We start from the raw sequence: 22895 nt of genomic DNA, 5'->3' as shown, positions 1-22895 counted from the left end.
ATGAGAGCTCATGCGTGAAAGATTTACTAAAATTTTTAAAAGCCCAAACTAAAACTGAAGATTTTGATGCTATTAAAATTTCATTAGCATCTCCTGATGTAATTAGATCTTGGTCATTTGGTGAAGTTAAAAAACCAGAAACTATTAATTATCGTACATTTAAACCAGAACGAGACGGATTATTTTGCGCTCGTATTTTCGGTCCAGTTAAAGATTATGAATGTTTATGTGGAAAATATAAAAGATTAAAACATCGAGGTGTTATTTGTGAGAAATGTGGTGTAGAAGTTACACAAAGCAAAGTTAGACGTGAAAGAATGGGTCATATAGAACTTTCCTCTCCTACAGCTCATATTTGGTTTTTAAAATCCTTACCGTCACGTATTGGTTTATTATTAGATATGCCGTTAAGAGATATTGAAAGAGTACTATATTTTGAATCTTATGTAGTTGTTAACCCAGGTTTAACTCACCTTGAAAAAAATCAAATTTTAACAGAAGAACAATATTTAGATGCATTAGAAGAATTTGGAGATGAGTTTCATGCTAAAATGGGAGCTGAAGCAATTCAATTATTATTAAAAGAAATGAATTTAATAAAAGAATGTGAAAACTTAAGAACAGAACTTAATGAAACACATTCAGAAACAAAACGTAAAAAACTAACTAAAAGAATTAAATTAATTGAATCATTTATACAATCAAACAATAAACCAGAATGGATGATTCTTACTGTTCTACCAGTTTTACCTCCTGATCTTAGACCATTAGTACCATTAGATGGTGGAAGATTTGCAACATCTGATTTAAATGATTTATATCGAAGAGTAATTAACAGAAATAATCGATTAAAAAGATTATTAGATTTATCTGCACCTGATATTATTGTACGTAATGAAAAAAGAATGCTACAAGAAGCAGTAGATGCACTTCTAGATAACGGAAGAAGAGGAAGAGCTATAACAGGTTCAAATAAAAGACCTTTAAAATCTCTAGCTGATATGATTAAAGGAAAACAAGGTAGATTTCGACAAAATTTACTTGGAAAACGTGTAGATTACTCAGGAAGATCAGTTATTACTGTTGGTCCTTATCTAAGACTTCATCAATGTGGATTGCCTAAAAAAATGGCTTTGGAACTTTTTAAACCATTTATATATGGAAAATTAGAAGTACGAGGATTAGCAACTACTATTAAAGCTGCAAAAAAAATGGTAGAAAGAGAAGAATCTGTTGTATGGGATATATTAGATGAAGTAATTCGAGAACATCCTGTATTACTTAATCGAGCACCTACTTTACATAGATTAGGTATTCAAGCATTTGAACCTATTTTAATAGAAGGAAAAGCAATCCAATTACATCCATTAGTTTGTGCTGCTTATAATGCTGATTTTGATGGTGACCAAATGGCTGTTCATGTTCCATTAACACTAGAAGCACAACTGGAAGCTCGAGCTTTAATGATGTCAATAAATAATATTTTATCCCCAGCTAATGGAGAGCCAATTATTGTTCCTTCTCAAGATGTAGTTCTTGGATTATATTACATGACTCGAGAAAAAATAAATGGAAAAGGGGAAGGAATGTTTTTAAATAATTCTAATGAAGCAGAGAAAATTTATCATCTAGGAATTGCTGAATTACATTCTTTAGTTAAAGTTAGAATAATAGAGTATGAAAAAAATCAAAATAATGAATTTATTCCAATTAAAAAAATAGTAGAAACTACTATAGGAAGAGCTATTTTATGGATGATTGTACCAAAAGGTTTACCATTTCATATAGTTAACCAAACATTAGGGAAAAAAGATATTTCTAAAATGTTAAATATCTGTTATCGAATTTTAGGATTAAAACCTACTGTTACATTTGCAGATCAAATTATGTATACAGGTTTTGCATATGCTGCAAGATCTGGGGCATCTGTAGGTATTAATGATATGGTGATACCTGAAAAAAAAATAAATATTATTAATGAAGCAGAAATTGAAGTTGCTGAAATACAAGAGCAATTCCAATCAGGACTAGTAACAGCAGGTGAAAGATATAATAAAGTCATTGATATTTGGGCTGCAGCAAATGAAAGAGTAGCAAAAGCAATGATGAAAAATTTATCCACAGAATTAGTAAAAAATAAAAAAGGTAAATTAAAAAAACAAATTTCTTTTAATAGTATATTTATGATGGCAGATTCAGGAGCTAGAGGTTCAGCTGCTCAAATTCGTCAGTTAGCTGGTATGAGAGGATTAATGGCAAAACCTGATGGTTCTATTATTGAAACCCCTATTACAGCTAATTTTAGAGAAGGTTTAAATGTATTACAATATTTTATTTCAACTCATGGAGCTCGAAAAGGATTAGCTGATACAGCACTAAAAACAGCTAATTCTGGTTATTTAACACGACGTCTTGTTGACGTAGCTCAAGATCTAGTTATTACTAAAAATGATTGTGGAACACATGAAGGTATTTTAATGACTCCATTGATAGAAGGTGGAGATGTAAAAGAACCATTACGAGAGAGAGTTTTAGGACGTGTAACCGCAGAAAACATATTAATTCCTAATACTGAAAAAATATTAATTAAACGAAATACTTTATTAAATGAACAATGGTGCGATCTTTTAGAAAAAAATTCTATAGATACTATAAAAGTTAGATCAGTTGTTAACTGTGATACTGACTTTGGTGTATGTGCATACTGCTACGGAAGAGATTTAGCTCGTGGACATTTAGTCAATAAAGGAGAGGCTATAGGTGTAATTGCAGCTCAATCTATAGGAGAACCAGGTACTCAATTAACTATGAGAACTTTTCATATTGGTGGAGCAGCTTCAAGAGCAGCGACTGAATCTAGCATTCAAATTAAAAATAAAGGTATTATTAATCTTAATAATGCAAAATCTGTAACAAACTCTTCAGGAAAAATAGTTATAACATCAAGAAATGTTGAACTAAATATTATTGATAAATTTGGAAGAACAAAAGAAAGTTATAAAATACCTTATGGATCTATAATGGCTAAAAAAAATGGTGAAGAAGTTGATTCAGGTGAAACTATAGCAAAATGGGATCCACATACTATTCCAGTTATTACAGAAGTAAATGGATTTGTTCGATTTATAGATATGATTGATGGTCAAAGCATTACAAGACAAGCAGATGAACTTACAGGATTATCTTCTATTGTAGTATTAGATACCTCTGAAAGAATGTCTATTGGAAAAGATTTAAGACCTTCATTAAAAATTATTGATGAAAAAGGAAAAGATGTACTTATTTCAGGCACAGAAATGCCTGCACAATATTTTTTACCAGGAAAAGCAATTATTCAATTAAATGATGGTGTTAAAATTAGTTCAGGTGATACTCTAGCAAGAGTACCTCAAGAATCTGGAGGAACTAAAGATATAACTGGAGGGCTTCCAAGAGTTGCAGATTTATTTGAAGCAAGACGACCAAAAGAATTAGCAATATTAGCAGAAATTAGTGGAATTATATCATTTGGAAAAGAAACAAAAGGAAAAAGACGATTAATTATTACTCCAATAAATGGGCATAATACATATGAAGAAATGATTCCAAAGTGGCGTCAATTAAATGTTTTCGAAGGTGAAAGAGTAGAAAAAGGTGATGTAATATCAGATGGTCCAGAATCACCACATGATATTCTTCGTTTAAGAGGTGTTCAAGCTGTAACTAAATACATTGTGAATGAAGTACAGGAAGTATATCGTCTACAAGGTGTAAAAATTAATGATAAACATATTGAAGTAATTATAAGACAAATGTTAAGAAAAGCTACCATAACTAAATCAGGAAATTCTAATTTTTTAGATGGAGAGCAAGTTGAATTTTCTAGAATAAAAATTTCAAATCGAATTTTAAATAAAAAAAATCAAACATTAGCAACTTTTTCAAGAGATTTACTAGGAATTACTAAAGCCTCACTTGCAACAGAATCATTTATATCTGCCGCTTCTTTTCAAGAAACAACTCGAGTACTAACAGAATCAGCAGTAGCAGGTAAAAAAGATGAATTACGAGGATTAAAAGAAAACGTTATTGTAGGTCGATTAATTCCAGCAGGAACTGGATATGCTTATCATAAAGAGCGTCTTAATCGTCGAAAATCTATAAATAATAATCAAATATCAAGTAATAATCATACATCTTCTCAAGTTAGTGCTGAGGAGGCATCTGCAAGTTTATCAGAATTATTAAATTCAACTCTTACATAAAAATTATATATAAATAATAAAAATCTGGCTGCTATTAACAGCAGCCAAAATAATTTAAAAAAATCTTAAAATACATTATTCTAAAAAAAATTAAATAGTTAAATACTAAAATTTTAAAAATTATTAATAATATTAATTTAATTTTTTTAAAAAAATATTATATATAAATTTTTATTTAAGAAAATATATGTTTTTTTTATACTATCTTTTTATTTTTTTTTAGATATATTATATATTTAAATTTTATTAAATACATTAAATTCATCTTTTTATATTAAACAAATTTTTAAAAATAAGATATTAACTAAATATTGATCTAAATTATATAAAATATCAACTTAAATATAATTTTAAAATTTTTTTAAAAATATATAAAAATTTATATTAAAAATAATTTATTTTAATTAATAAAAAATAAATGATTTCATTTATATCAAAACGTAATTTAAAGTAATTATTATTTTTTTAATAAAAAGGAAAGATAATGAATAAAACTCAATTAATTAATATTATTTCTAAAAAATCTAATTTATCAAAAATACAAGTTAAATCAACTTTGGAATCAACATTATCAACCATTATTGACTCTCTAAAAAAAGGTGAATCAGTACAAATAGTTGGTTTTGGTACATTTAAAGTAAATTTAAGAGCTTCTCGAACAGGTAGAAACCCGCAAACAGGAAAAGAAATTATTATTCCCGCTACAAAAGTACCTAGTTTTATATCTGGAAAAACTTTAAAAAACGCAATTAAATAAGAAATATAACATAAAAAATTTTTTAAAGGGGCAAAACGCCCCTGTAATATTAAATATTTAAATACTTTTAAAATTAATTTTATTAATAATATTTTTATATAAAAGAAATTAAACTATGTCATCAAATAATATATTAAAAAATGCTTTAATTAGCTTATCTAACAAAAAACATCTTTTAGAAATGTCAAAAATTTTATTACAAAAAAAAATTAACTTATTTTCAACAGGAGGAACGGCAAAATTTTTAAAAAGTAATAATATACCTGTTGTACAACTTTCAGAATATACAAATGTACCAGAAATTATGGATGGTCGTTTAAAAACTATGCATTTTAAAATTATAGCTGGTATTTTAGGGAGAAGAAAAAAAGACAAAAAAATAATGAAATTATATAATATTATACCAATTGATATAGTAATTATTAATTTTTATCCATTTAAAGAAAAAATTAACTTTAAAAAAGAAAAAGAAATAGAAGAAATTATTCAAAATATTGATATTGGAGGGCCTACACTTGTTCGATCTGCTGCTAAAAATTATAAAGATGTTTTAATTATAGTTGATTTTTCTGATTTTAAACTAATTTTTAATTCAATTAAAAATAATGATATTAGTCTTGAAAAAAGATTTTATTTAGCAACAAAAGCTTTTCAATATACATCACATTATGAAAAAAATATTAAAAATTATTTTTTAAAAAATAACACTTTTAATGCTGATATAAAAAAAAACTTATTTCCTGATAAGATTGAATTAAATTTTAAAAAAAAACAAAATTTAAGATATGGAGAAAATCAACATCAAAAATCTGCATGGTATATAAAAAATAATATTTTTGATTCTGGAGTAATTAGCTCCTCATATCAAGTTAATGGAAAAAAATTATCTTATAACAATATATCTGATGCAGATATAGCTTTAGAATGTGTTAAACAATTTTTAAATCCAGCTTGTGTTATTGTAAAACATGGAAATCCTTGTGGAGCATCTGAAAGTATATCTACAATAAATGCATATATATCTGCTTATAAATCAGATCCTATTTCTGCTTTTGGAGGAGTAATTGCATTTAATACAAAAATTGATGAAAAAACAGCTATAAAAATTATTCAAAAACAATTTGTTGAAGTTATTATTGCTCCTGAAATAAATAAAAATGCTTTAAAAATATTAAAAGAAAAACAAAATATTAGAATTTTAATTGTTGGAAAAATCAAAAAAAATAATGAAAAACTAGATTTTAAAAAAATAACTAATGGATTACTACTACAAGAATATGATAATAGCATAATTAACATTAATAAATTTAATTTTATAACAAATAGAAAACCTACTAATAATGAATTACAAGATGCAATTTTTTGTTGGAAAGTAGTTAAATATGCTAAGTCTAATGCTATCTTATATGGTTTAAATAAAACTACTATTAGTATAGGATCTGGACAAACAAGTAGAGTAGATGCAACAAATTTAGCAAATATTAAAGCAAAAAATCGAGGTTTTAATATAAAAGGTGCTGTGATGGCATCTGATGCATTTTTCCCTTTTAAAGATGGAGTGGAAAAAGCTGCTGATATGGGTATATGTTGTATTATCCAACCAGGTGGATCTATTCGAGATGAAGAAGTGATTGAATGTGCTAATAAAAATAATATAGCAATGATTTTCACTCAAATACGTCATTTTAAACATTAATAATATTAGTATATTCTTTAAATCATCATTTAGATTCTAATATTATAAAAATAATCTAAAAGATGATTTAATTTTTAAATAAAATTTTTTAACAAATATATTGTACTAAGTTATTTAAATTTTATTTCGTATTTCTTTTGTAACTTGTATCATATTTTTTAATGCAGATACTGTTTCATTCCAATTTCTTGTTTTTAAACCGCAATCTGGATTTACCCAAATACGATTTAATGGAATATATTTCATAGCTTTTTTCAATAAAGTCTTAATTGAATTAGAATTAGGTATATTTTTAGAATGAATATCATATACACCTGGACCAACTTCATTAGGATATTCATAATTTTTAAATAATTCTAAAAGCTCCATATCTGAACGAGCAGTTTCAATTGTAATAACATCTGCATCTAATAAAGCAATAGATTCCATAATATCATTAAATTCACAATAACACATATGTGTATGAATTTGTGTAGTATTTTTTACCCTAAAACAAGTTAAACGAAAAGCATCTACTGCCCAAGATAAATATTTTTTCCAAAATCTTTTTTTCAAAGGTAAACCCTCACGTAATGCAGGTTCATCAATTTGAATAATTTCAATTCCTGATTTTTCTAAATCTAAAACTTCATCATGTAGTGCTAATGCAATTTGTTTAGAAATAATTTCTAATGAAATATCTTCTCTAGGAAATGACCAAAATAAAATAGTAACTGGTCCTGTTAACATTCCTTTTACTGGTTTATCTGTTAAAGATTGAGCATATTTAGACCATTTTATAGTAATAGGGTAAGGCCGACTAATATCACCAATAATAATTGGAGGTTTAACGCAACGAGAACCATAACTTTGCACCCATCCATTTTCTGTAAATGCAAAACCATCTAAGTTCTCACCAAAATATTCCACCATATCACTTCTTTCAGATTCTCCATGCACAAAAACATCAAGATCTAAATCTTCTTGTATTTTTATTACTTTTTTAATATTTTTTTTAATACCAATTTCATATTCATTCAAACTTATAACATTATTTTTATAATCTTTTCTTAATTTTCTTATTTCTATTGTTTGAGGAAAAGAACCAATTGTAGTTGTAGGTAAAATAGGCAAATTAAATTTTATTTTTTGTTCTTGAGAGCGAATACTATAATTAGAAGACCGATTTAAATCAATATTAAAAAGATCAGAAATACGTTTCTGAACTTCAGATTTATGCACTTTTTTAGAAAAATTTCGTTCATAAATAGGTTTAGACCATTCTTTAATTAAAATAGTATTATTATCTTTTAATGCTTTTAATAATAAACCTAACTCATAACATTTTTGAATAGCAAAAGAAAACCATTTTTTAATATCTGGATTTAATTTATTTTCTACTTCTAAATCAATAGGAGAATGTAGCAATGAACAAGATGAACCAATTAATAAATTTTTACGAATTTTACTAATTTTTGAAATAACTTCAAACCATTTTAATAAATCTGCTTTCCAAATATTTCTTCCATTAATTACTCCTAAAGATAAAATCCATTCTTTTGGAATTTTTTTATTAAAATCAAATAAATTATATTTACCATGAATTAAATCAATATGAATACCATTAACAGGTAAATTACGAATAAACTCTATATTATGATTTATATCATCAAAATATGTTGTCAATAGTATTTTAGTTTTTCCATGAAGATATTTATAAGAATATAAATAAGCTTTTTTCCATTTTTCTGGTAATTCTAAAACTAATGCAGGTTCATCTATTTGAACAAAATCAATATTTTTTATAGACAATTTATTTAAAACATATTTATATATCGGAAGAATACTATCTAGCAAATCTAAACGATCAAAATATTGTCCTTTTACCTTTCCTAGCCATAAATATGTAATAGGACCTAAAATAATTGGTTTAACTTTATAATTTAATGATAAAGCTTCATCTACTTCTTCTAAAAATTGATTCCAAGAAAATTTTAATACTCTTTTTTTACTAAATTCTGGCACTATATAATGATAATTAGTATTAAACCATTTAGTCATTTCAGAAGCAGAAATATCTGGAAATGCACCACGAGCAATACGAAATAAACAATCCAAGTCAATTAAAGAATTAACATTATAATGCCTATCTGGTATATTTCCTAACATCATACTAGTATTTAATACATGGTCATACCAAGAAAAATCTCCTACTGATATATATTCAATGCCATTATTTTTTTGTTCTTTCCAATGTTTTTGTCGTAAATCTTTTCCTATAAGAAGTAAATCTGATTGTTTAATATCACCAGACCAATAAGATTCTTGAGCTCTTTTAAGTTCTCGATTGACACCTATTCTTGGAAATCCAAGTATATGATTTGAAATCATCATTTATTCTCCTTATAATTAATTTATTAATATTTAATAAAAAATTTATTTAAAAATAATTTTATATTTGATTTATCTAAAATATATATCTTATAATTCTAGTAATAAATTAAATACGCAAGCGAAAATAGTTAATTCTCGATATGAAGGAATCTAATGATCGAAATAAAACATCTTAGAACTTTACAAATCTTAAAAAATAATGGTTCATTAAGTTTAACTGCTATTACTTTACATCAAACACAGTCAGCTATTTCTCATCAATGCAATGAATTAGAAAAAAGATTAGGTTTTAAATTATTCATTAGAAAAACTAATCCTATAAAATTTACAATACAAGGAGAAATTTTATTAAAATTATCTAAAGAAATATTACCAAAAATAGATATAGCAATGAAAAATTGTAAATACAATTATCAAACAGTTATTAATCTTTCAATTGAATGCCATAGTTGTATTGAATGGTTAATACCAACATTAAAAATTTTTCATAAAAAATGGCCAAAAAATAAAATAAATTTTTCTTCTGATATGATTTTTAATCCTCAACCATTATTACAAACAGGTGAGTTAGATATTGTATTAACTTCAGAAGTTTTACCTAAAAGCAACTTAATTTATATACCTTTATTTGAATTTGAAGTTCGATTAATTTTATCTCCTAGTCATATTTTAGCTAAAAAAGAAAAAAAAATTACTCCAAAGGATTTAGAATCAGAAATATTAATGATATATCCAGTACAACGTCATAGATTAGATATATGGACATATTTTTTAAAACCAGCAGGAATTATACCAAAATTTAAAAATGTAAATAACACTTCTTTATTAATACAAATGGTTGCTGCAAAAATGGGTATTACTGCATTACCATATTGGACAGTGAATAATTTCGAAAAACAAAAGTTAATTGTTACAAAAAAAATAGGATCAGGAATATGGAAAAGGTTATATGCAGCTGTAAGATATGGAGATCAAGAAGAGTTTAATATAAAAAATTTTATATCTTCTATATATATACACACTAATAATCATTTAAAATTTATTCGTACTGTATTTAAATCTAATACTTAAAAAATAAAATTAATATAACAATTAAAAAATATTAAATAAGAAACTTTTTATTTAAAAAAACTGCTACACCATCATTTATATTATTACCAATAATTTCTGCATATGGTAATGCATATTTTAAACAAGGATCAGAATTTTCCATAATACATGCTTTTCCAGAAATACTTAACATATCATAATCATTCATTCCGTTTCCAATGGTAATACATTCTTTCAAAGAAATGCCTAATATTTTACATATTAATTTTAAACCATATCCTTTTGAAATATTTCCAGATGTTATTTCTAAACATCCTGGAGAAGAAAAATTTATATTAACTTTATTATTTAATACATTAATAATATGAATTTTAAGCTTATATAATTTTTTAAAATTGTTACTTGTAAAAAAAATTTTACTAATATTTTCAAAATTAAATTTATTTAAATTGAGAAATTGATATCTTAATAAAGATAAATTAGGACAAAAATTATTTTCAATTTTATTATTATTTATATACCATTGATCATTTTGATACACTTGAGTAATAATATCTTGATCTAAATATCGTAAAGATAAAAGTTCCAAAGCAATATCCTTATCTAAATTATTTTCAAAAATTAATTGATTATCTAAATTATAAATTTTAGCCCCATTAGAAGTAATCATAAAAATTTTAATATTTAAATAATTTCGAAGATATATCATATCAACATGGTGCCGACCTGATGCGAAAACAACATAAAAACCTTTATTTATTAATAATTTTATGATTTTTTTAGTATATTTTGTTATTTTGTGTTCTTGAGATAATAAAGTTCCATCTAAATCTACTGTAATAATTCTATACATAAACAAACCTTAATAAAAAAATATATTATATTAAATTCTCAAAAATAATTTCATTATATTTTTAAATAATTAAATTTATACAATAATAAAATTAACAAGGATATATATGTTAAAACTTGATACAACTATTATTATACTAGCAGCTGGCAAGGGTAGTAGAATGAAGTCTGATTATCCAAAGGTATTACATATATTAGGAGATAAAACAATTTTAGAATATGTTTTAAATACAGCTAAATCTATTAACCCTAAAAAAATTATATTAGTTTGCAATAATAATACAAAAAAAATATTATCTAACATGAAAAACTTTTCTATTGAAATTGTTGTTCAAAAAGAACAAAAGGGGACTGGAGATGCATTAATTACAGCCTCAAAAAATTTTTTAGACAATGAAAATATAATTGTTCTATATGGTGATATGCCGTTAATTTCTAGTATATCTATAAAAAAATTACAAGAATCTAAAAAAAAGTCTGATCTTAGTTTATTAACTAGTAATATTAAAAACCCTTCAGGATATGGAAGAATTTTAAGAAAAAACGGATATGTAATTGGTATTATAGAAGAAAAATATGCAAACAATCAAGAAAAATTAATTAAAGAAGTGTACTCTGGAACATTTATAACTCAAGGAAAAGACTTAAAAAGATGGTTATCTAAAATTCATTATAATAATCACAATCAAGAAATTTATGCTACAGAGATTATTAAAATAGCTTACTTAGAAGGTGGAAATATTATCAAAACAGTAAAACCTTTAAATTATAAGGAAATACTAGGTATAAATAATAAGTTGCAATTATCTATTTTAGAAAAAATGATTCAACAAGAAAAAATTGAAAATCTTTTACTCTCTGGTGTAACTTTAAAAGATCCATATAATTTTAATTTAAGAGGAACATTAAAACATGGTGAAAATATTGAAATTGATTCAGGTGTTATATTAGAAGGTAATATAATTTTAGGAAATAATATTAAAATTAATGCAGGTTGTATAATTAAAAATAGTTTTATTAATCATCATTCTCAAATTAAAGAATATACAATTATAGAAAATGTAAAAATCGGAAAAAATTGCATAATTGGTCCATTTTGTCATTTAAGAAATAAGACTATATTAAAAAATAATATACATATAGGAAATTATGTTGAAATTAAAGAAAGTATAATTAATGAAAAAACAAAAATAAAACATCTTAGCTATATTGGAAATTCTAAAATTGGTTCACAAGTTAATATTGGAGCTGGTACTATTACATGCAATTATGATGGTTTTAAAAAATCAAAAACAACTATTGGTGATAATGTTTTTATAGGTTCAAATACAGAATTAATAGCACCTATAAATATTTCAAAAAACACAACTATTGCAGCAGGAACTACAGTAAGAAAAAATGTAGATAAACCATGTTTAGTTTATAATACTAAAAAACAAAAATATAAAGAAAATTGGTCATATATCAATAAAAATAAAAAAACTAATACTTAAAAAATATAAATTTTTTACAAAAAATAATTTTATAATAAAACAAGGATAGACCTATATGTGTGGTATTGTTGCTGCAGTAACACAACGTAATATAATTAACTTTTTACTTAAAAGTATTCAAAAGTTAGAATATCGAGGATATGATTCATCAGGATTAGCTTTAATAAATTCAAATAATCATCTAATAAGAATTAGATCTGTAGGAAAAGTAAATGAATTAATAAAAAAAACAAAAAATAAAAAATTATTTGGAAAAATTGGGGTTGCCCATACTAGATGGGCTACACATGGAAGGGTATCAAAAGAAAATACGCATCCTCATGTTTCTTCACATATTACAATTGTTCATAATGGTATTATTAATAATAGTTTAGAACTTCGATTATTTTTAGAAAAAAAAGGCTATATATTTAATTCTGATACAGATACTGAGGTTATTGTACATTTAATACATTGGGAGCAAAAAAAAACGGGAAAATCGCTTTTAGAAGCTGTTTATAATAGCTTGATAAAATTAAATGGAAATTACAGTATGGTAATTATGGATACTAATAATATATCAAAATTAATAGCTGTTTGTTCTGGAAGTCCATTAGTTATTGGTTTAGGCTCAAAAGAAAACTTTATAGCTTCAGATCAAATTGCATTATTAAATGTTACAAAACGTTTTATCTATTTAAAAGAAGGAGATATTGCAATTATTAAACCAGAAAAAATTAAAATATTTAACAAAAAATACTTAATAGTAAATAGAAAAATAATTCACTCAAATCTTAAATATGAGCATTCAAAAAAAGGAAAATATAAATATTATATGGAAAAAGAAATTTATGAACAACCTATGTCTATTGAAAATACTATAAAAAACTATTTAAAAAATAATACAAGCATTTATTTTAAAAAATTAGGAAAAAAGGAAAAAAATATATTTTTACATTTAGAACATATTCAAATAGTTGCTTGTGGAACTTCCTATCATGCCGCGATGGTATCTAAATATTGGTTTGAATCATTAGCTAATATTCCTTGTGATGTTGAAGTAGCGTCTGAATTTTCTTCTCGAAAACTAGTAGTAAGAAAAAAAAGTTATTTTATTACTTTATCACAGTCTGGTGAAACAGCAGATACTTTAATAGCTTTAAGAATTGCTAAAAAATTAAATTATTTAGGAAATTTAGCTATATCTAATATGCCTAATTCATCTTTAGTTCAAGAATCTGATACTTTTTTACTAACTCATGCTGGTATTGAGATAGGAGTAGCTTCTACAAAATCTTTTACTACACAATTAATTGTATTATTAATGTTAGTTACTAAAATAATAAGTATTAAACAAAAAAAAAATCAAATTGAAAAAAAAATTATAAAAATCTTAACTATTCTACCTAATACAATTAAAAATTTTTTCGAAAAAAATAAAGAAATAAAAAATATTGCAAAAAAACTATCTAATAAAAAAAATATGTTATTTTTAGGACGTGGTATACAATATCCTATAGCTATGGAAGGAGCATTAAAAGTAAAAGAAATTTCTTATATTCATGCAGAAGCTTATCCATCTGGCGAGCTAAAACATGGACCATTAGCATTAATTGATTCAAATATGCCAGTAATAATTATAGCACCAAAAAACTCATTAATTGAAAAAACAAAAAAAAATATTCAAGAAATAGATGCAAGAGGGGGGGTAATTTATATTTTATCTGATGAAGAAATTAACATATCGAAAAATATAAAAATTCTAAAAATGCCTTATATAGACGAGATAGTAGCTCCTATTTTTTACATAATTCCATTACAATTACTTGCATATTATATTGCTTTAAGTAAAGGAACTAATATTGATCAACCAAGAAATCTAGCAAAATCTGTTACAGTAGAATAAAAAAATATACTTTTATAATCAGAGAGTATGAGTTTATGGTTTAAAAAAGTCTCATACTCTATATAAAAAAAATATTAATTTAATTGAAAAAATACATTTAACTTAATTTTCTATAGCTATTTTTAACTTTTTCATAGCATTCTTTTCTAATTGTCGTACACGTTCAGCAGAAATCCCATAACTATTAGCTAATTTTTGCAAAGTGTTTTTCTTATTGTTATTAAGAAGCCATCTAGATCGAATAATATCACGACTTCGTCGATCTAATCCTAATAAAGCATTACTTAATTTGTGAGTTGCATGTTCATCCCAATTATCTTGTTCTAAATAATTTGCAAAATTAGAAGTTTTATCTTGTAAATATGGTATATTTGAATTACTTTTACCATCTTTTACATCTTCTTCTGGAAATGAATTAAATGTTACATCTTGAGCAGACATACGAGACTCCATTTCCTTAACATCTTTAGTACTTACACCTAATTCTTTTGCAACAATTTCAATTTCCTTTTTATTAAACCAACCTAATCTATTTTTACTTTTTCTTAAATTAAAAAATAATTTTCTTTGAGATTTAGTAGTTGCTATTTTTACAATTCTCCAATTTTTAAGTACATACTCATGTATTTCAGATTTAATCCAATGCACAGCAAAAGAAACCAAACGAACTCCTATTTCTGGGTTAAATCTTCTAACTGCTTTCATTAAACCTATATTTCCTTCTTGTATTAAATCAGATTGCGGTAAACCATATCCAGAATAACTACGTGCAATGTGAATAACGAACCTAAGATGAGAAAGAATTAAAGTTTTAGCAGCATCTAAATCACTATTATAACGTAAACGTTGAGTTAATAACTTTTCTTCTTTAATAGATAACATAGGCCATAAATTAGCTATTCTAATATAAGCATCTAAATTACCTAATGATGTTACAGATAAAATCTGTACTTTATTAGTCATCTTAATTCCCGAATCAATCAAATATATTAAATCAATAATAAGTATGTAAAATTATTCAATCATAATTCATTAAAATTTTAAAATTAAAAATTATAATAATGATCAACTATTTACAATAATATTAACTATATTAACATTAAAAAAATAAAATAAAATAAGTTACTAATAAATAAGTATTTTCAATATATTACTTTATTTTATGAAAAATAGAATCAACAAAATCATTACTATTAAAATCAATTAAATCAGTTGATTTTTCACCAATTCCAATATAACGAATAGGAATAGAAAATTGATCTGCTAATGCAAAAATCACTCCTCCTTTTGCAGTACCATCTAATTTAGTAATAATTAAACCAGTTAAATTAATTGCCTTATGAAACATTTCAGTTTGTTTAATTGTATTTTGACCATTACAAGCATCAATAACTAATATTACTTCATGTGGAGCAGATAAATTTAACTTTTTAATTACTCTAATTATTTTTTTTAATTCTTCTAATAAATGCTGTTTATTATGTAATCTTCCTGCTGTATCAATAATTAAAATATCAATTTTTTTAGAAATAGCAGATTTTAAAGCATCAAATGTTACCGCAGCTGGATCTGAACCTAATTTTTGAGCTATTACTGGTATTTTATCTATTTTCCCTAATATTTGTAATTGTTCTATTGCTGCTGCTCTAAATGTATCTGATGCTGATAACATGACAGACTTTCCATCTAATTTATATTTTTTTGCTAATTTCAAAATAGTAGTTGTTTTTCCTGTACCATTTACGCCTACTACTAATATAACAAACGGAGTTTGTTTTGAAATTAATAATGGAACTTGTACTTTTTTTAAAATTAAACGCATTTTTTCTTTTAATGCAAAATATACTGACTTTGGATCTTTTAAAGCTTGGTAATCAATATCTTTAATTAATTCTTGAATAATTTTTTCAGTTGTATTAATTCCAATATCAGATAAAATCATAATGTCTTCTAATTCTTGAAAAAGATTTTTATCTATTCGCTTAATTGAAAAAATACGATCTATACGATCACCAAAAAAAATTTTAGTTTTTTTTAAACTTTCTCGTAATTTAAAAAAAAAATTTGATTGTATACTATTTTTTTTTAAAATATTATCAGTTTCTATTTTTTTTTTGATTCTAGATACATCGAAATTTTCTTTTTTTGTTTTAATTAATTTAGAATTAATCCAAGAGAAAAATTTATTTTTTTTATCGTTACTCATTGAACTATCCTTATAATTTATAAAGTTAAAAATAATATTTAATATTTTAAAAAAAATTAAAAATTAGATGTATATTTAAATTATATTTAATAATAAAATAAATTATATCACTAACATAGACAATCTAATAAAATGTATAATTACTTTTCTAATAAAAGAGATAAAATTTATATTATTTCAGGTAAATTAAAGGGGAAAAAAATATCTTTAAAAAATAGTTTAAATATTCGACCTACAACTAACAGAATAAGAGAGACGCTATTTAATTGGCTTTCTAAATATGTTAATAATGCTCATTGTTTAGATTGTTTCTCAGGCAGCGGAGCATTAGGAATAGAAGCTATATCTCGAAATGCTAAATTTGTTACATGTTTAGAAAAAGAAAAAAAAAATGTACTTACATTAATAAAAAACCAAAAAAGATTAAATATATCTAATTTAGAAATTATACATACAAATACTTTTAATTGGTTAAAAAGAAAAAAAAAATCATATGATATAATATTTATAGACCCACCATATCATCAAAAATTAATAGAAAAAACTATAATTTTATTAGAAAAAAAAAATTGGATAAAAAACAACTCGATAATTTATATAGAAACAAAACGATCTGAATCTATAAAAATATCAAATAATTTTATTTTATATAAAAAGAAAAAAACTAGCCAAATTAAATGCTATCTTTATATTTTTAAAATTTAATATTTTAAATAATATTAATAAATTAAATAGGATAAACTTTTTATGAAATTTTTAGTTTCTAAAACTATAACTTTAGATTTTTTTTGTCAAAATCCAATACAAATTATAAAAGAAGCAAAAAATAAAACTTTATCTATTTCAAAAAATAAAAAAATTTTATTTTATATTATTCAACCATCACTGTTAAAAAAAATATTTGATTTAGAATATAATTTGGAAGAAAAAAATATACAAAAAAAAAATAAAATGATACAAAAGTTTGCTATGCATTCTAAATGGATTCCTGATAAAGATTTTATTCAAAAAGCTGCACTGTGGGGTATAATATTAAAAAAAGAAGTATCAAAATACGAACTTGCTGCATTTATTTCATACTGGGAAGCTGAAGGATGTTTATTTCATCATATACAATGGGAACAAAAACTTGCACGAAATCTACAAAAAGTTCGTTCTTTTAATTTTTTTAAAAAACAAAAAGATATTACTTATATACCAACACCTGATAAAAAAATACCAGATGGATTTAGAGGGAAATAATGACATTTTATACAGATTTTTTTAAACGTTTACAACGAATGATGCCTAAAAATATTAAACCAAAATTTAAAAATGATTATGATTTATTAACTTGGAACCAAGAACAGGGAAAAATATCTTCTGAATTGATATTACGTGAAAATAAAGCTATGAAAATGCAAAGAGTTTTAGGTCGATCTGGTATTCGTGAATTATATATGAATTGTTCGTTTGAAAATTATAAAATTGAACACGAAGGACAAAGAAAAGTACTTCAAGCAGCTAAACGTTATGCAGAAGAATTTAATGAAAATATTGCAAGTTTTGTTTTTTCAGGACGACCTGGAACTGGAAAAAATCATTTAGCATCAGCTATAGGAAATTATTTAATTCTACACGGAAAAAGTATTTTAATTGTTACAGTAGCTGACTTAATGTCTAATATTAAAAGTACATTTAGTGATTCTAATAATATCACTGAAGAAAATTTATTACATAACTTAAGTAGTGTAGATTTATTAATGATAGATGAAATTGGTATGCAAACTGAATCAAGATATGAAAAAGTAATTATTAATCAAATAGTTGATAGAAGATCATCATCAAAAAAATCAACCGGAATGTTATCTAATCTAGATCATAAAGGGATGAAAAATTTATTAGGAGAAAGAGTAATTGATAGAATGCGTTTAGGAAATAGTTTATGGTTAACTTTTGAATGGGAAAGCTATAGAAAGTATATCAAAGGTAATGAATATTAATTTTATTTAATTCTAGAAACATATTCTCCAGAACGAGTATCTACTTTAATTATTGATCCAACTTGTATAAATAATGGAACTTTTAAAACTGCACCTGTATTTAGTCTTACTAATTTTGTACTATTGTTAATAGTATTTCTTTTTAAAATTAAATCTGTTTTTATAACTTTTAATTTTACAAAAACTTTAGGTATAATAGATATTGGCTTTTTATTCCAAAACATTATAGTACATATATCTTTCTCTAACATCCATTTTTTATTTACACCAATAACTTTTTTTTCTACTGAAAAATCTTCTAATGTCTTATCATTAATAAAATACCAAAAAAAACCATCGTTATATAAATAATATAATTTATATTCTACAATATCAGCTATTTCTAACAAATCTGTAGATTTAAATGTTTTATCTATTAATTGATTTGTTAATAATTTTCTTAATTTTAAACGAACAAAAGCTTTTCCTTTTCCAGGTTTTACAAATTCATTTGATTCTATTAAACATGGTTCTTTTTCAAAAATAATCTTACAACCTGATCGAAAGCTATTACTTTGATAGACTTTCATAATACCTCTTTAATTATCTCAACTTCTTTCCTCAAGAAAAATATTTATATCTGAGGAAAGAAATCTTTAAATTAAATAAATAAGATTAACTATAAAATTTTTACATCATTCCACCCATGCCGCCCATTCCACCTGCAGGAGAAGCGTTTACATCAGCAGATTTTTCATCTTTTGGCAAATCAGTTACCATACATTCTGTAGTAATCATTAAACCGGCAACAGATGCAGCATATTGTAAAGCAGATCTTGTAACTTTAGTAGGATCTAATATACCAAAATCAATCATATCCCCATATTCATCAGTAGCAGCATTATAACCGTAATTGCATTTTCCATCTTTTACGTTATTAGTTACTACAGAAGGTTCTTCACCTGAATTTGAAACAATTTGACGTAAAGGAGCTTCCATAGCACGTAAAGCTACTCTAATTCCAACATTTTGATCTTCATTTTGACCACGTAAATTTGAAATTTTTCCAGCAACACGAACCAATGCAACACCACCACCAGCAACTACACCTTCTTCTACAGCAGCACGAGTCGCATGTAAAGCATCTTCAACACGAGCTTTCTTTTCTTTCATTTCTACTTCTGTTGCAGCACCTACTTTTAACACTGCTACACCACCTGATAATTTAGCTAATCTTTCATTTAATTTTTCTTTATCATAATCAGAAGTAGCTTCTTGAATTTCTTGACGAATTTGGCTAATACGACTTTGAATAGAATGTTTTTCTCCTGAACCATCAATTATTGTTGTAGTATCCTTATTAATTACAACACGTTTAGCTTGACCTAAATCTTCTAATGTAGATTTTTCTAATTCCATTGCTAACTCTTCTGAAATTACAGAACCTCCTGTTAAAATAGAAATATCTTGTAACATAGCTTTTCTTCGGTCACCAAAACCAGGAGCTTTAACAGCAGCAACTTTTACAATTCCACGCATAGAATTTACTACTAAAGTAGCTAATGCTTCACCTTCTAAGTCTTCTGAAATTATTAATAATGGCTTGCTAGATTTTGCAACAGATTCTAATATTGGTAACATTTCTCGAACATTTGAAATTTTTTTATCTGCCATTAAAATATATGGGTTTTCTAGTTCAACAATACCTGTTTCTGGTTTATTAATAAAATAAGGCGATAAATAACCTCGATCAAACTGCATACCTTTTACAACTTCAAGCTCATTTTGTAAACCAGTTCCTTCTTCTACCGTAATAACTCCATCATTTCCTACTTTTTCCATTGCTTCGGCAATTAATGCTCCTACTTTTTCATCAGCATTAGCAGAAATAGTTCCAACTTGTGTAATTGCTTTAGAATCAGAACACGGCACAGATAGATTTCTTAATTCTTCAACAGCATTAATAACTGCCTTGTCAATACCTCGTTTTAAATCCATAGGATTCATTCCAGCAGCTACTGCTTTTAATCCTTCATTAACTATAGATTGTGCTAATAATGTTGCTGTTGTAGTACCATCTCCTGCTGCATCATTAGCTTTAGATGCAACTTCTTTAACCATTTGAGCACCCATGTTTTCAAATTTATCTTCTAACTCAATTTCACGAGCTACAGATACACCATCTTTAGTAATACTAGGTGCACCAAAAGATTTATCTAAAACTACATTTCGACCTTTTGGTCCTAAAGTAACTTTTACTGCATCAGCTAATACATTAACACCTCGAAGCATTTTGATTCGAGCTTCATTACCAAATTTTACATCTTTAGCGCCCATTTTGACATTTCCTTAAATATATATTTTTAATAGATATACAACAGAACTTATGTATTTACTATTCAACAATTGCTAAAATGTCACTTTCAGTTAAAATTAGTAATTCTTCATTATTAATTTTTTCTGTTTTTGCACCATAACCCTCATTAAAAATAACAATATCTCCAACTTTTACATCTAATGGTTTAATTTCCCCACTATCTAAAACACGACCATTACCAACTGCTTTAACAGTACCTCTATTTGATTTACCTGCAGCAGAACCTGTAAGAACAATACCTCCAGCAGATTTTGACTCTGCTTCTTGACGTTTTACAAGTACACGATCATGCAATGGACGAATTTTCATATGATAATACTCCTGTGAATAATCCTTCTGATTTAAAAAATATTTTAATCTTATATTAATATTAAATATATGGATGTTTATTAAAACTTCAAGGGTAAAAATTATTTTTATTATTTTTTAAATAAAAAAATAAATCATTTATCTATATTGTTTATCAAAAAAAGATTGACAAAGTTTTATCTTTGATGATTTAATGTAAAAAATGCCCGGATAGCTCAGTTGGTAGAGCAGGGGACTGAAAATCCCCGTGTCGGTGGTTCAATTCCGCCTCCGGGCATAATTAAATACTATTTACCTATACAAAAGGTAGAAAAAATACGATTTAATAAATCATTAGAAGAAAAAGATCCAGTAATTTCTCCAATAATTTTATTCATTATATTTAATGATTCTGCTAATAATTCAATATTTTTATTTTTTATCCAATTTTTTTGAGCTTTTAGAAATTCATGATACGATAAATCAATTTGATATAGATGACGCCTTCTAGCAATAAAAGTACCTTCTTTATTTTTATTTTTTTCTATATTAATAAGATGTTTTTTTAGTATATCTATTCCCTCCCCAGTAAGGGCAGAAATACTAATAAAAAAAAATTTTCCTATTTTTTTAATCTTAAAATTATCTGGTGATAAATCATTTTTATTTAAAATAAAAGTAATTTCAATATTATTTTTATTGTAAGAAGAAATTTTTTTTAAAAAATTATCAGATATTTTTTTTTGATGTTTTAAATCAATTGTTTTATCAATAACAAATAAAATATGATCACATTTTTTTATTTCCTTCCAAGCTAGATCAATACCAATTTTTTCAATAGTATTTGTTGTATTATGAAAACCAGCTGTATCAATAAACTCACATAAAATCCCATTAATATTAATATATTCATGAAGAAGATCTCGAGTTGTTCCTGGGATATTCGTAACTATAGCTTTATTTCTTGAAGATAATATATTTAATAAACTAGATTTTCCAGCATTCGGAGGTCCAATAATTATAATTTTTTTTGATTCTCTTATCACACTTTCATTTTTAATTAAATTTTTTATTTTTAAAAAATAATTATTTAATTTTTTAAATTTAATAAAAATAATATCATTATAATTAAAATCAATTTCTTCTTCTGAAAAATCTATACTAGATTCAATATAAACTCGAAATTCAATAAGTGTTTTAAGTAAATTTTTTATATAATATGAGAAGTTTCCTTGTAAAGAATTTAATGAAGCTTTAATCATAGATTCATTTTCAGAATTAATTAAATCATCTATTGCTTCTGCCTGAATTAAATCAATTTTTCCATTTAAAAATGCACGTTCACAAAATTCTCCGGGTCTAGCTAATCTTATATTTTTTACAGATAAAATCGTTGTAATTAATAAATCTATTATTACTGGGCTTCCATGACCCTGTAACTCCAATACATCTTCACCTGTAAATGAAAATGGAGAAGGGAACCATAAAGCTATACCTTGATCTAAAATTTCATTATTTTTGTTAAAAAACTTAGAATAAGTAGCAACTCTAGGTTTAGGTATTTTATTTAAAATTAAAATAGCAATTTTTTTTGCATTAACTCCAGAAACTCGTAATATCCCAACAGAACTTTTACCTGGATGTGTTACTTGAGCAACAATAGTTTTTCTTTTTATCATAAATAGTTTCTTATTTAATAAATATAAATTAATA

The 22895-nt window shown here is 24.9% G+C and carries 17 protein-coding genes and 1 tRNA gene; 10 read left to right on the top strand and 8 right to left on the bottom strand.

Features of this window, described 5'->3' with window-relative positions; translation table 11 throughout:
* The first annotated feature begins 14 nt into the window (after positions 1-14).
* The 3 genes from rpoC to purH all read left to right on the top strand — a co-directional run bounded on the left by rpoC (position 15) and on the right by purH (position 6697).
* Positions 15-4244, top strand: a complete 4230-nt coding sequence (gene rpoC, locus AB4W67_RS00170; RefSeq protein WP_367682570.1) for a DNA-directed RNA polymerase subunit beta' — start codon at positions 15-17, stop codon at positions 4242-4244.
* A 484-nt stretch (positions 4245-4728) separates the two neighbouring features.
* On the top strand, positions 4729-5001 hold the full coding sequence (locus tag AB4W67_RS00165; RefSeq protein ID WP_158360357.1) for an HU family DNA-binding protein: 273 nt from the start codon (positions 4729-4731) through the stop codon (positions 4999-5001).
* Positions 5002-5116: 115 nt separating this feature from the next.
* Complete coding sequence (purH, locus tag AB4W67_RS00160) at positions 5117-6697, top strand: bifunctional phosphoribosylaminoimidazolecarboxamide formyltransferase/IMP cyclohydrolase (protein WP_367682569.1); 1581 nt, start codon at positions 5117-5119, stop codon at positions 6695-6697.
* Positions 6698-6811: 114 nt separating this feature from the next.
* On the opposite strand, the gene metE is transcribed toward purH, so the two are convergent.
* Complete coding sequence (metE, locus tag AB4W67_RS00155; RefSeq protein WP_367682568.1) at positions 6812-9070, bottom strand: 5-methyltetrahydropteroyltriglutamate--homocysteine S-methyltransferase; 2259 nt, start codon at positions 9068-9070, stop codon at positions 6812-6814.
* Between the two features lie 153 nt (positions 9071-9223).
* On the opposite strand from metE, the gene metR reads away from it, so the two are divergent.
* A complete protein-coding gene (gene metR, locus AB4W67_RS00150; protein ID WP_367682567.1) occupies positions 9224-10141 on the top strand; it encodes an HTH-type transcriptional regulator MetR in 918 nt (305 codons plus the stop codon).
* A 31-nt stretch (positions 10142-10172) separates the two neighbouring features.
* On the opposite strand, the gene AB4W67_RS00145 is transcribed toward metR, so the two are convergent.
* The gene (locus AB4W67_RS00145; RefSeq protein WP_367682566.1) at positions 10173-10973 is read right to left on the bottom strand and encodes a Cof-type HAD-IIB family hydrolase; all 801 of its coding nucleotides are present in this window, start codon (positions 10971-10973) and stop codon (positions 10173-10175) included.
* Between the two features lie 106 nt (positions 10974-11079).
* Between AB4W67_RS00145 and glmU the strand changes: the two genes are divergently transcribed.
* Positions 11080-12465: a bifunctional UDP-N-acetylglucosamine diphosphorylase/glucosamine-1-phosphate N-acetyltransferase GlmU gene (gene glmU / locus AB4W67_RS00140; protein ID WP_367682565.1), complete on the top strand. Its 1386-nt coding sequence runs from the start codon at positions 11080-11082 to the stop codon at positions 12463-12465.
* A 55-nt stretch (positions 12466-12520) separates the two neighbouring features.
* Complete coding sequence (gene glmS, locus AB4W67_RS00135; protein WP_367682564.1) at positions 12521-14350, top strand: glutamine--fructose-6-phosphate transaminase (isomerizing); 1830 nt, start codon at positions 12521-12523, stop codon at positions 14348-14350.
* A gap of 102 nt (positions 14351-14452) precedes the next feature.
* Here the strand turns inward: glmS and rpoH are convergent, their stop codons facing one another.
* Together rpoH and ftsY are read right to left on the bottom strand one after the other, a co-directional pair.
* A complete protein-coding gene (rpoH, locus tag AB4W67_RS00130; RefSeq protein ID WP_367682563.1) occupies positions 14453-15313 on the bottom strand; it encodes an RNA polymerase sigma factor RpoH in 861 nt (286 codons plus the stop codon).
* A 187-nt stretch (positions 15314-15500) separates the two neighbouring features.
* The gene (gene ftsY / locus AB4W67_RS00125) at positions 15501-16556 is read right to left on the bottom strand and encodes a signal recognition particle-docking protein FtsY (RefSeq protein ID WP_367682562.1); all 1056 of its coding nucleotides are present in this window, start codon (positions 16554-16556) and stop codon (positions 15501-15503) included.
* A gap of 132 nt (positions 16557-16688) precedes the next feature.
* On the opposite strand from ftsY, the gene rsmD reads away from it, so the two are divergent.
* The 3 genes from rsmD to dnaC are packed head-to-tail and all read left to right on the top strand — an operon-like array spanning position 16689 to position 18538.
* Entirely contained in the window at positions 16689-17261 is a 573-nt protein-coding gene (gene rsmD / locus AB4W67_RS00120) for a 16S rRNA (guanine(966)-N(2))-methyltransferase RsmD (protein ID WP_367682561.1), read from the top strand.
* A 42-nt stretch (positions 17262-17303) separates the two neighbouring features.
* On the top strand, positions 17304-17798 hold the full coding sequence (locus AB4W67_RS00115) for a DnaT-like ssDNA-binding domain-containing protein (RefSeq protein WP_367682560.1): 495 nt from the start codon (positions 17304-17306) through the stop codon (positions 17796-17798).
* Positions 17798-18538: a DNA replication protein DnaC gene (dnaC, locus tag AB4W67_RS00110; RefSeq protein ID WP_367682559.1), complete on the top strand. Its 741-nt coding sequence runs from the start codon at positions 17798-17800 to the stop codon at positions 18536-18538. Before AB4W67_RS00115 ends, dnaC begins: the two co-directional genes overlap by 1 nt.
* 2 nt (positions 18539-18540) lie before the next feature.
* On the opposite strand, the gene efp is transcribed toward dnaC, so the two are convergent.
* From efp to AB4W67_RS00095, 3 genes are all read right to left on the bottom strand, one after another.
* Entirely contained in the window at positions 18541-19107 is a 567-nt protein-coding gene (gene efp / locus AB4W67_RS00105; RefSeq protein ID WP_367682558.1) for an elongation factor P, read from the bottom strand.
* A gap of 100 nt (positions 19108-19207) precedes the next feature.
* Positions 19208-20854: a chaperonin GroEL gene (gene groL, locus AB4W67_RS00100; protein WP_367682557.1), complete on the bottom strand. Its 1647-nt coding sequence runs from the start codon at positions 20852-20854 to the stop codon at positions 19208-19210.
* A 58-nt stretch (positions 20855-20912) separates the two neighbouring features.
* Positions 20913-21203 (bottom strand): co-chaperone GroES, encoded by a 291-nt coding sequence (locus AB4W67_RS00095; RefSeq protein ID WP_367682556.1) that lies wholly within the window; start codon positions 21201-21203, stop codon positions 20913-20915.
* Positions 21204-21407: 204 nt separating this feature from the next.
* On the opposite strand from AB4W67_RS00095, the gene AB4W67_RS00090 reads away from it, so the two are divergent.
* Positions 21408-21480: transfer RNA gene (locus tag AB4W67_RS00090), tRNA-Phe, on the top strand.
* 10 nt (positions 21481-21490) lie between these two features.
* Here AB4W67_RS00090 and mnmE read toward each other — a convergent pair.
* A complete protein-coding gene (gene mnmE, locus AB4W67_RS00085) occupies positions 21491-22861 on the bottom strand; it encodes a tRNA uridine-5-carboxymethylaminomethyl(34) synthesis GTPase MnmE (protein ID WP_367682555.1) in 1371 nt (456 codons plus the stop codon).
* Positions 22862-22895: the final 34 nt, after the last annotated feature.

The organism is Buchnera aphidicola (Protaphis terricola), from assembly GCF_964059145.1.
GTDB lineage: Bacteria > Pseudomonadota > Gammaproteobacteria > Enterobacterales > Enterobacteriaceae > Buchnera > Buchnera aphidicola_BP.
The sequence above is the reverse complement of the archived record's forward strand: the minus strand, read 5'-3'. Positions and strand labels throughout refer to the sequence as shown.

What these genes read in the sequence shown, in the direction of transcription:
- AB4W67_RS00165 (WP_158360357.1), top strand. Translation starts at nt 4,729, where the DNA reads ATGAATAAAACTCAATTAATTAATATTATTTCTAAAAAATCTAATTTA.
- purH (WP_367682569.1), top strand. Translation starts at nt 5,117, where the DNA reads ATGTCATCAAATAATATATTAAAAAATGCTTTAATTAGCTTATCTAAC.
- metE (WP_367682568.1), bottom strand. Translation starts at nt 9,070, where the DNA reads ATGATGATTTCAAATCATATACTTGGATTTCCAAGAATAGGTGTCAAT.
- metR (WP_367682567.1), top strand. Translation starts at nt 9,224, where the DNA reads ATGATCGAAATAAAACATCTTAGAACTTTACAAATCTTAAAAAATAAT.
- AB4W67_RS00145 (WP_367682566.1), bottom strand. Translation starts at nt 10,973, where the DNA reads ATGTATAGAATTATTACAGTAGATTTAGATGGAACTTTATTATCTCAA.
- glmU (WP_367682565.1), top strand. Translation starts at nt 11,080, where the DNA reads ATGTTAAAACTTGATACAACTATTATTATACTAGCAGCTGGCAAGGGT.
- glmS (WP_367682564.1), top strand. Translation starts at nt 12,521, where the DNA reads ATGTGTGGTATTGTTGCTGCAGTAACACAACGTAATATAATTAACTTT.
- rpoH (WP_367682563.1), bottom strand. Translation starts at nt 15,313, where the DNA reads ATGACTAATAAAGTACAGATTTTATCTGTAACATCATTAGGTAATTTA.
- ftsY (WP_367682562.1), bottom strand. Translation starts at nt 16,556, where the DNA reads ATGAGTAACGATAAAAAAAATAAATTTTTCTCTTGGATTAATTCTAAA.
- rsmD (WP_367682561.1), top strand. Translation starts at nt 16,689, where the DNA reads ATGTATAATTACTTTTCTAATAAAAGAGATAAAATTTATATTATTTCA.
- AB4W67_RS00115 (WP_367682560.1), top strand. Translation starts at nt 17,304, where the DNA reads ATGAAATTTTTAGTTTCTAAAACTATAACTTTAGATTTTTTTTGTCAA.
- dnaC (WP_367682559.1), top strand. Translation starts at nt 17,798, where the DNA reads ATGACATTTTATACAGATTTTTTTAAACGTTTACAACGAATGATGCCT.
- efp (WP_367682558.1), bottom strand. Translation starts at nt 19,107, where the DNA reads ATGAAAGTCTATCAAAGTAATAGCTTTCGATCAGGTTGTAAGATTATT.
- groL (WP_367682557.1), bottom strand. Translation starts at nt 20,854, where the DNA reads ATGGGCGCTAAAGATGTAAAATTTGGTAATGAAGCTCGAATCAAAATG.
- AB4W67_RS00095 (WP_367682556.1), bottom strand. Translation starts at nt 21,203, where the DNA reads ATGAAAATTCGTCCATTGCATGATCGTGTACTTGTAAAACGTCAAGAA.
- mnmE (WP_367682555.1), bottom strand. Translation starts at nt 22,861, where the DNA reads ATGATAAAAAGAAAAACTATTGTTGCTCAAGTAACACATCCAGGTAAA.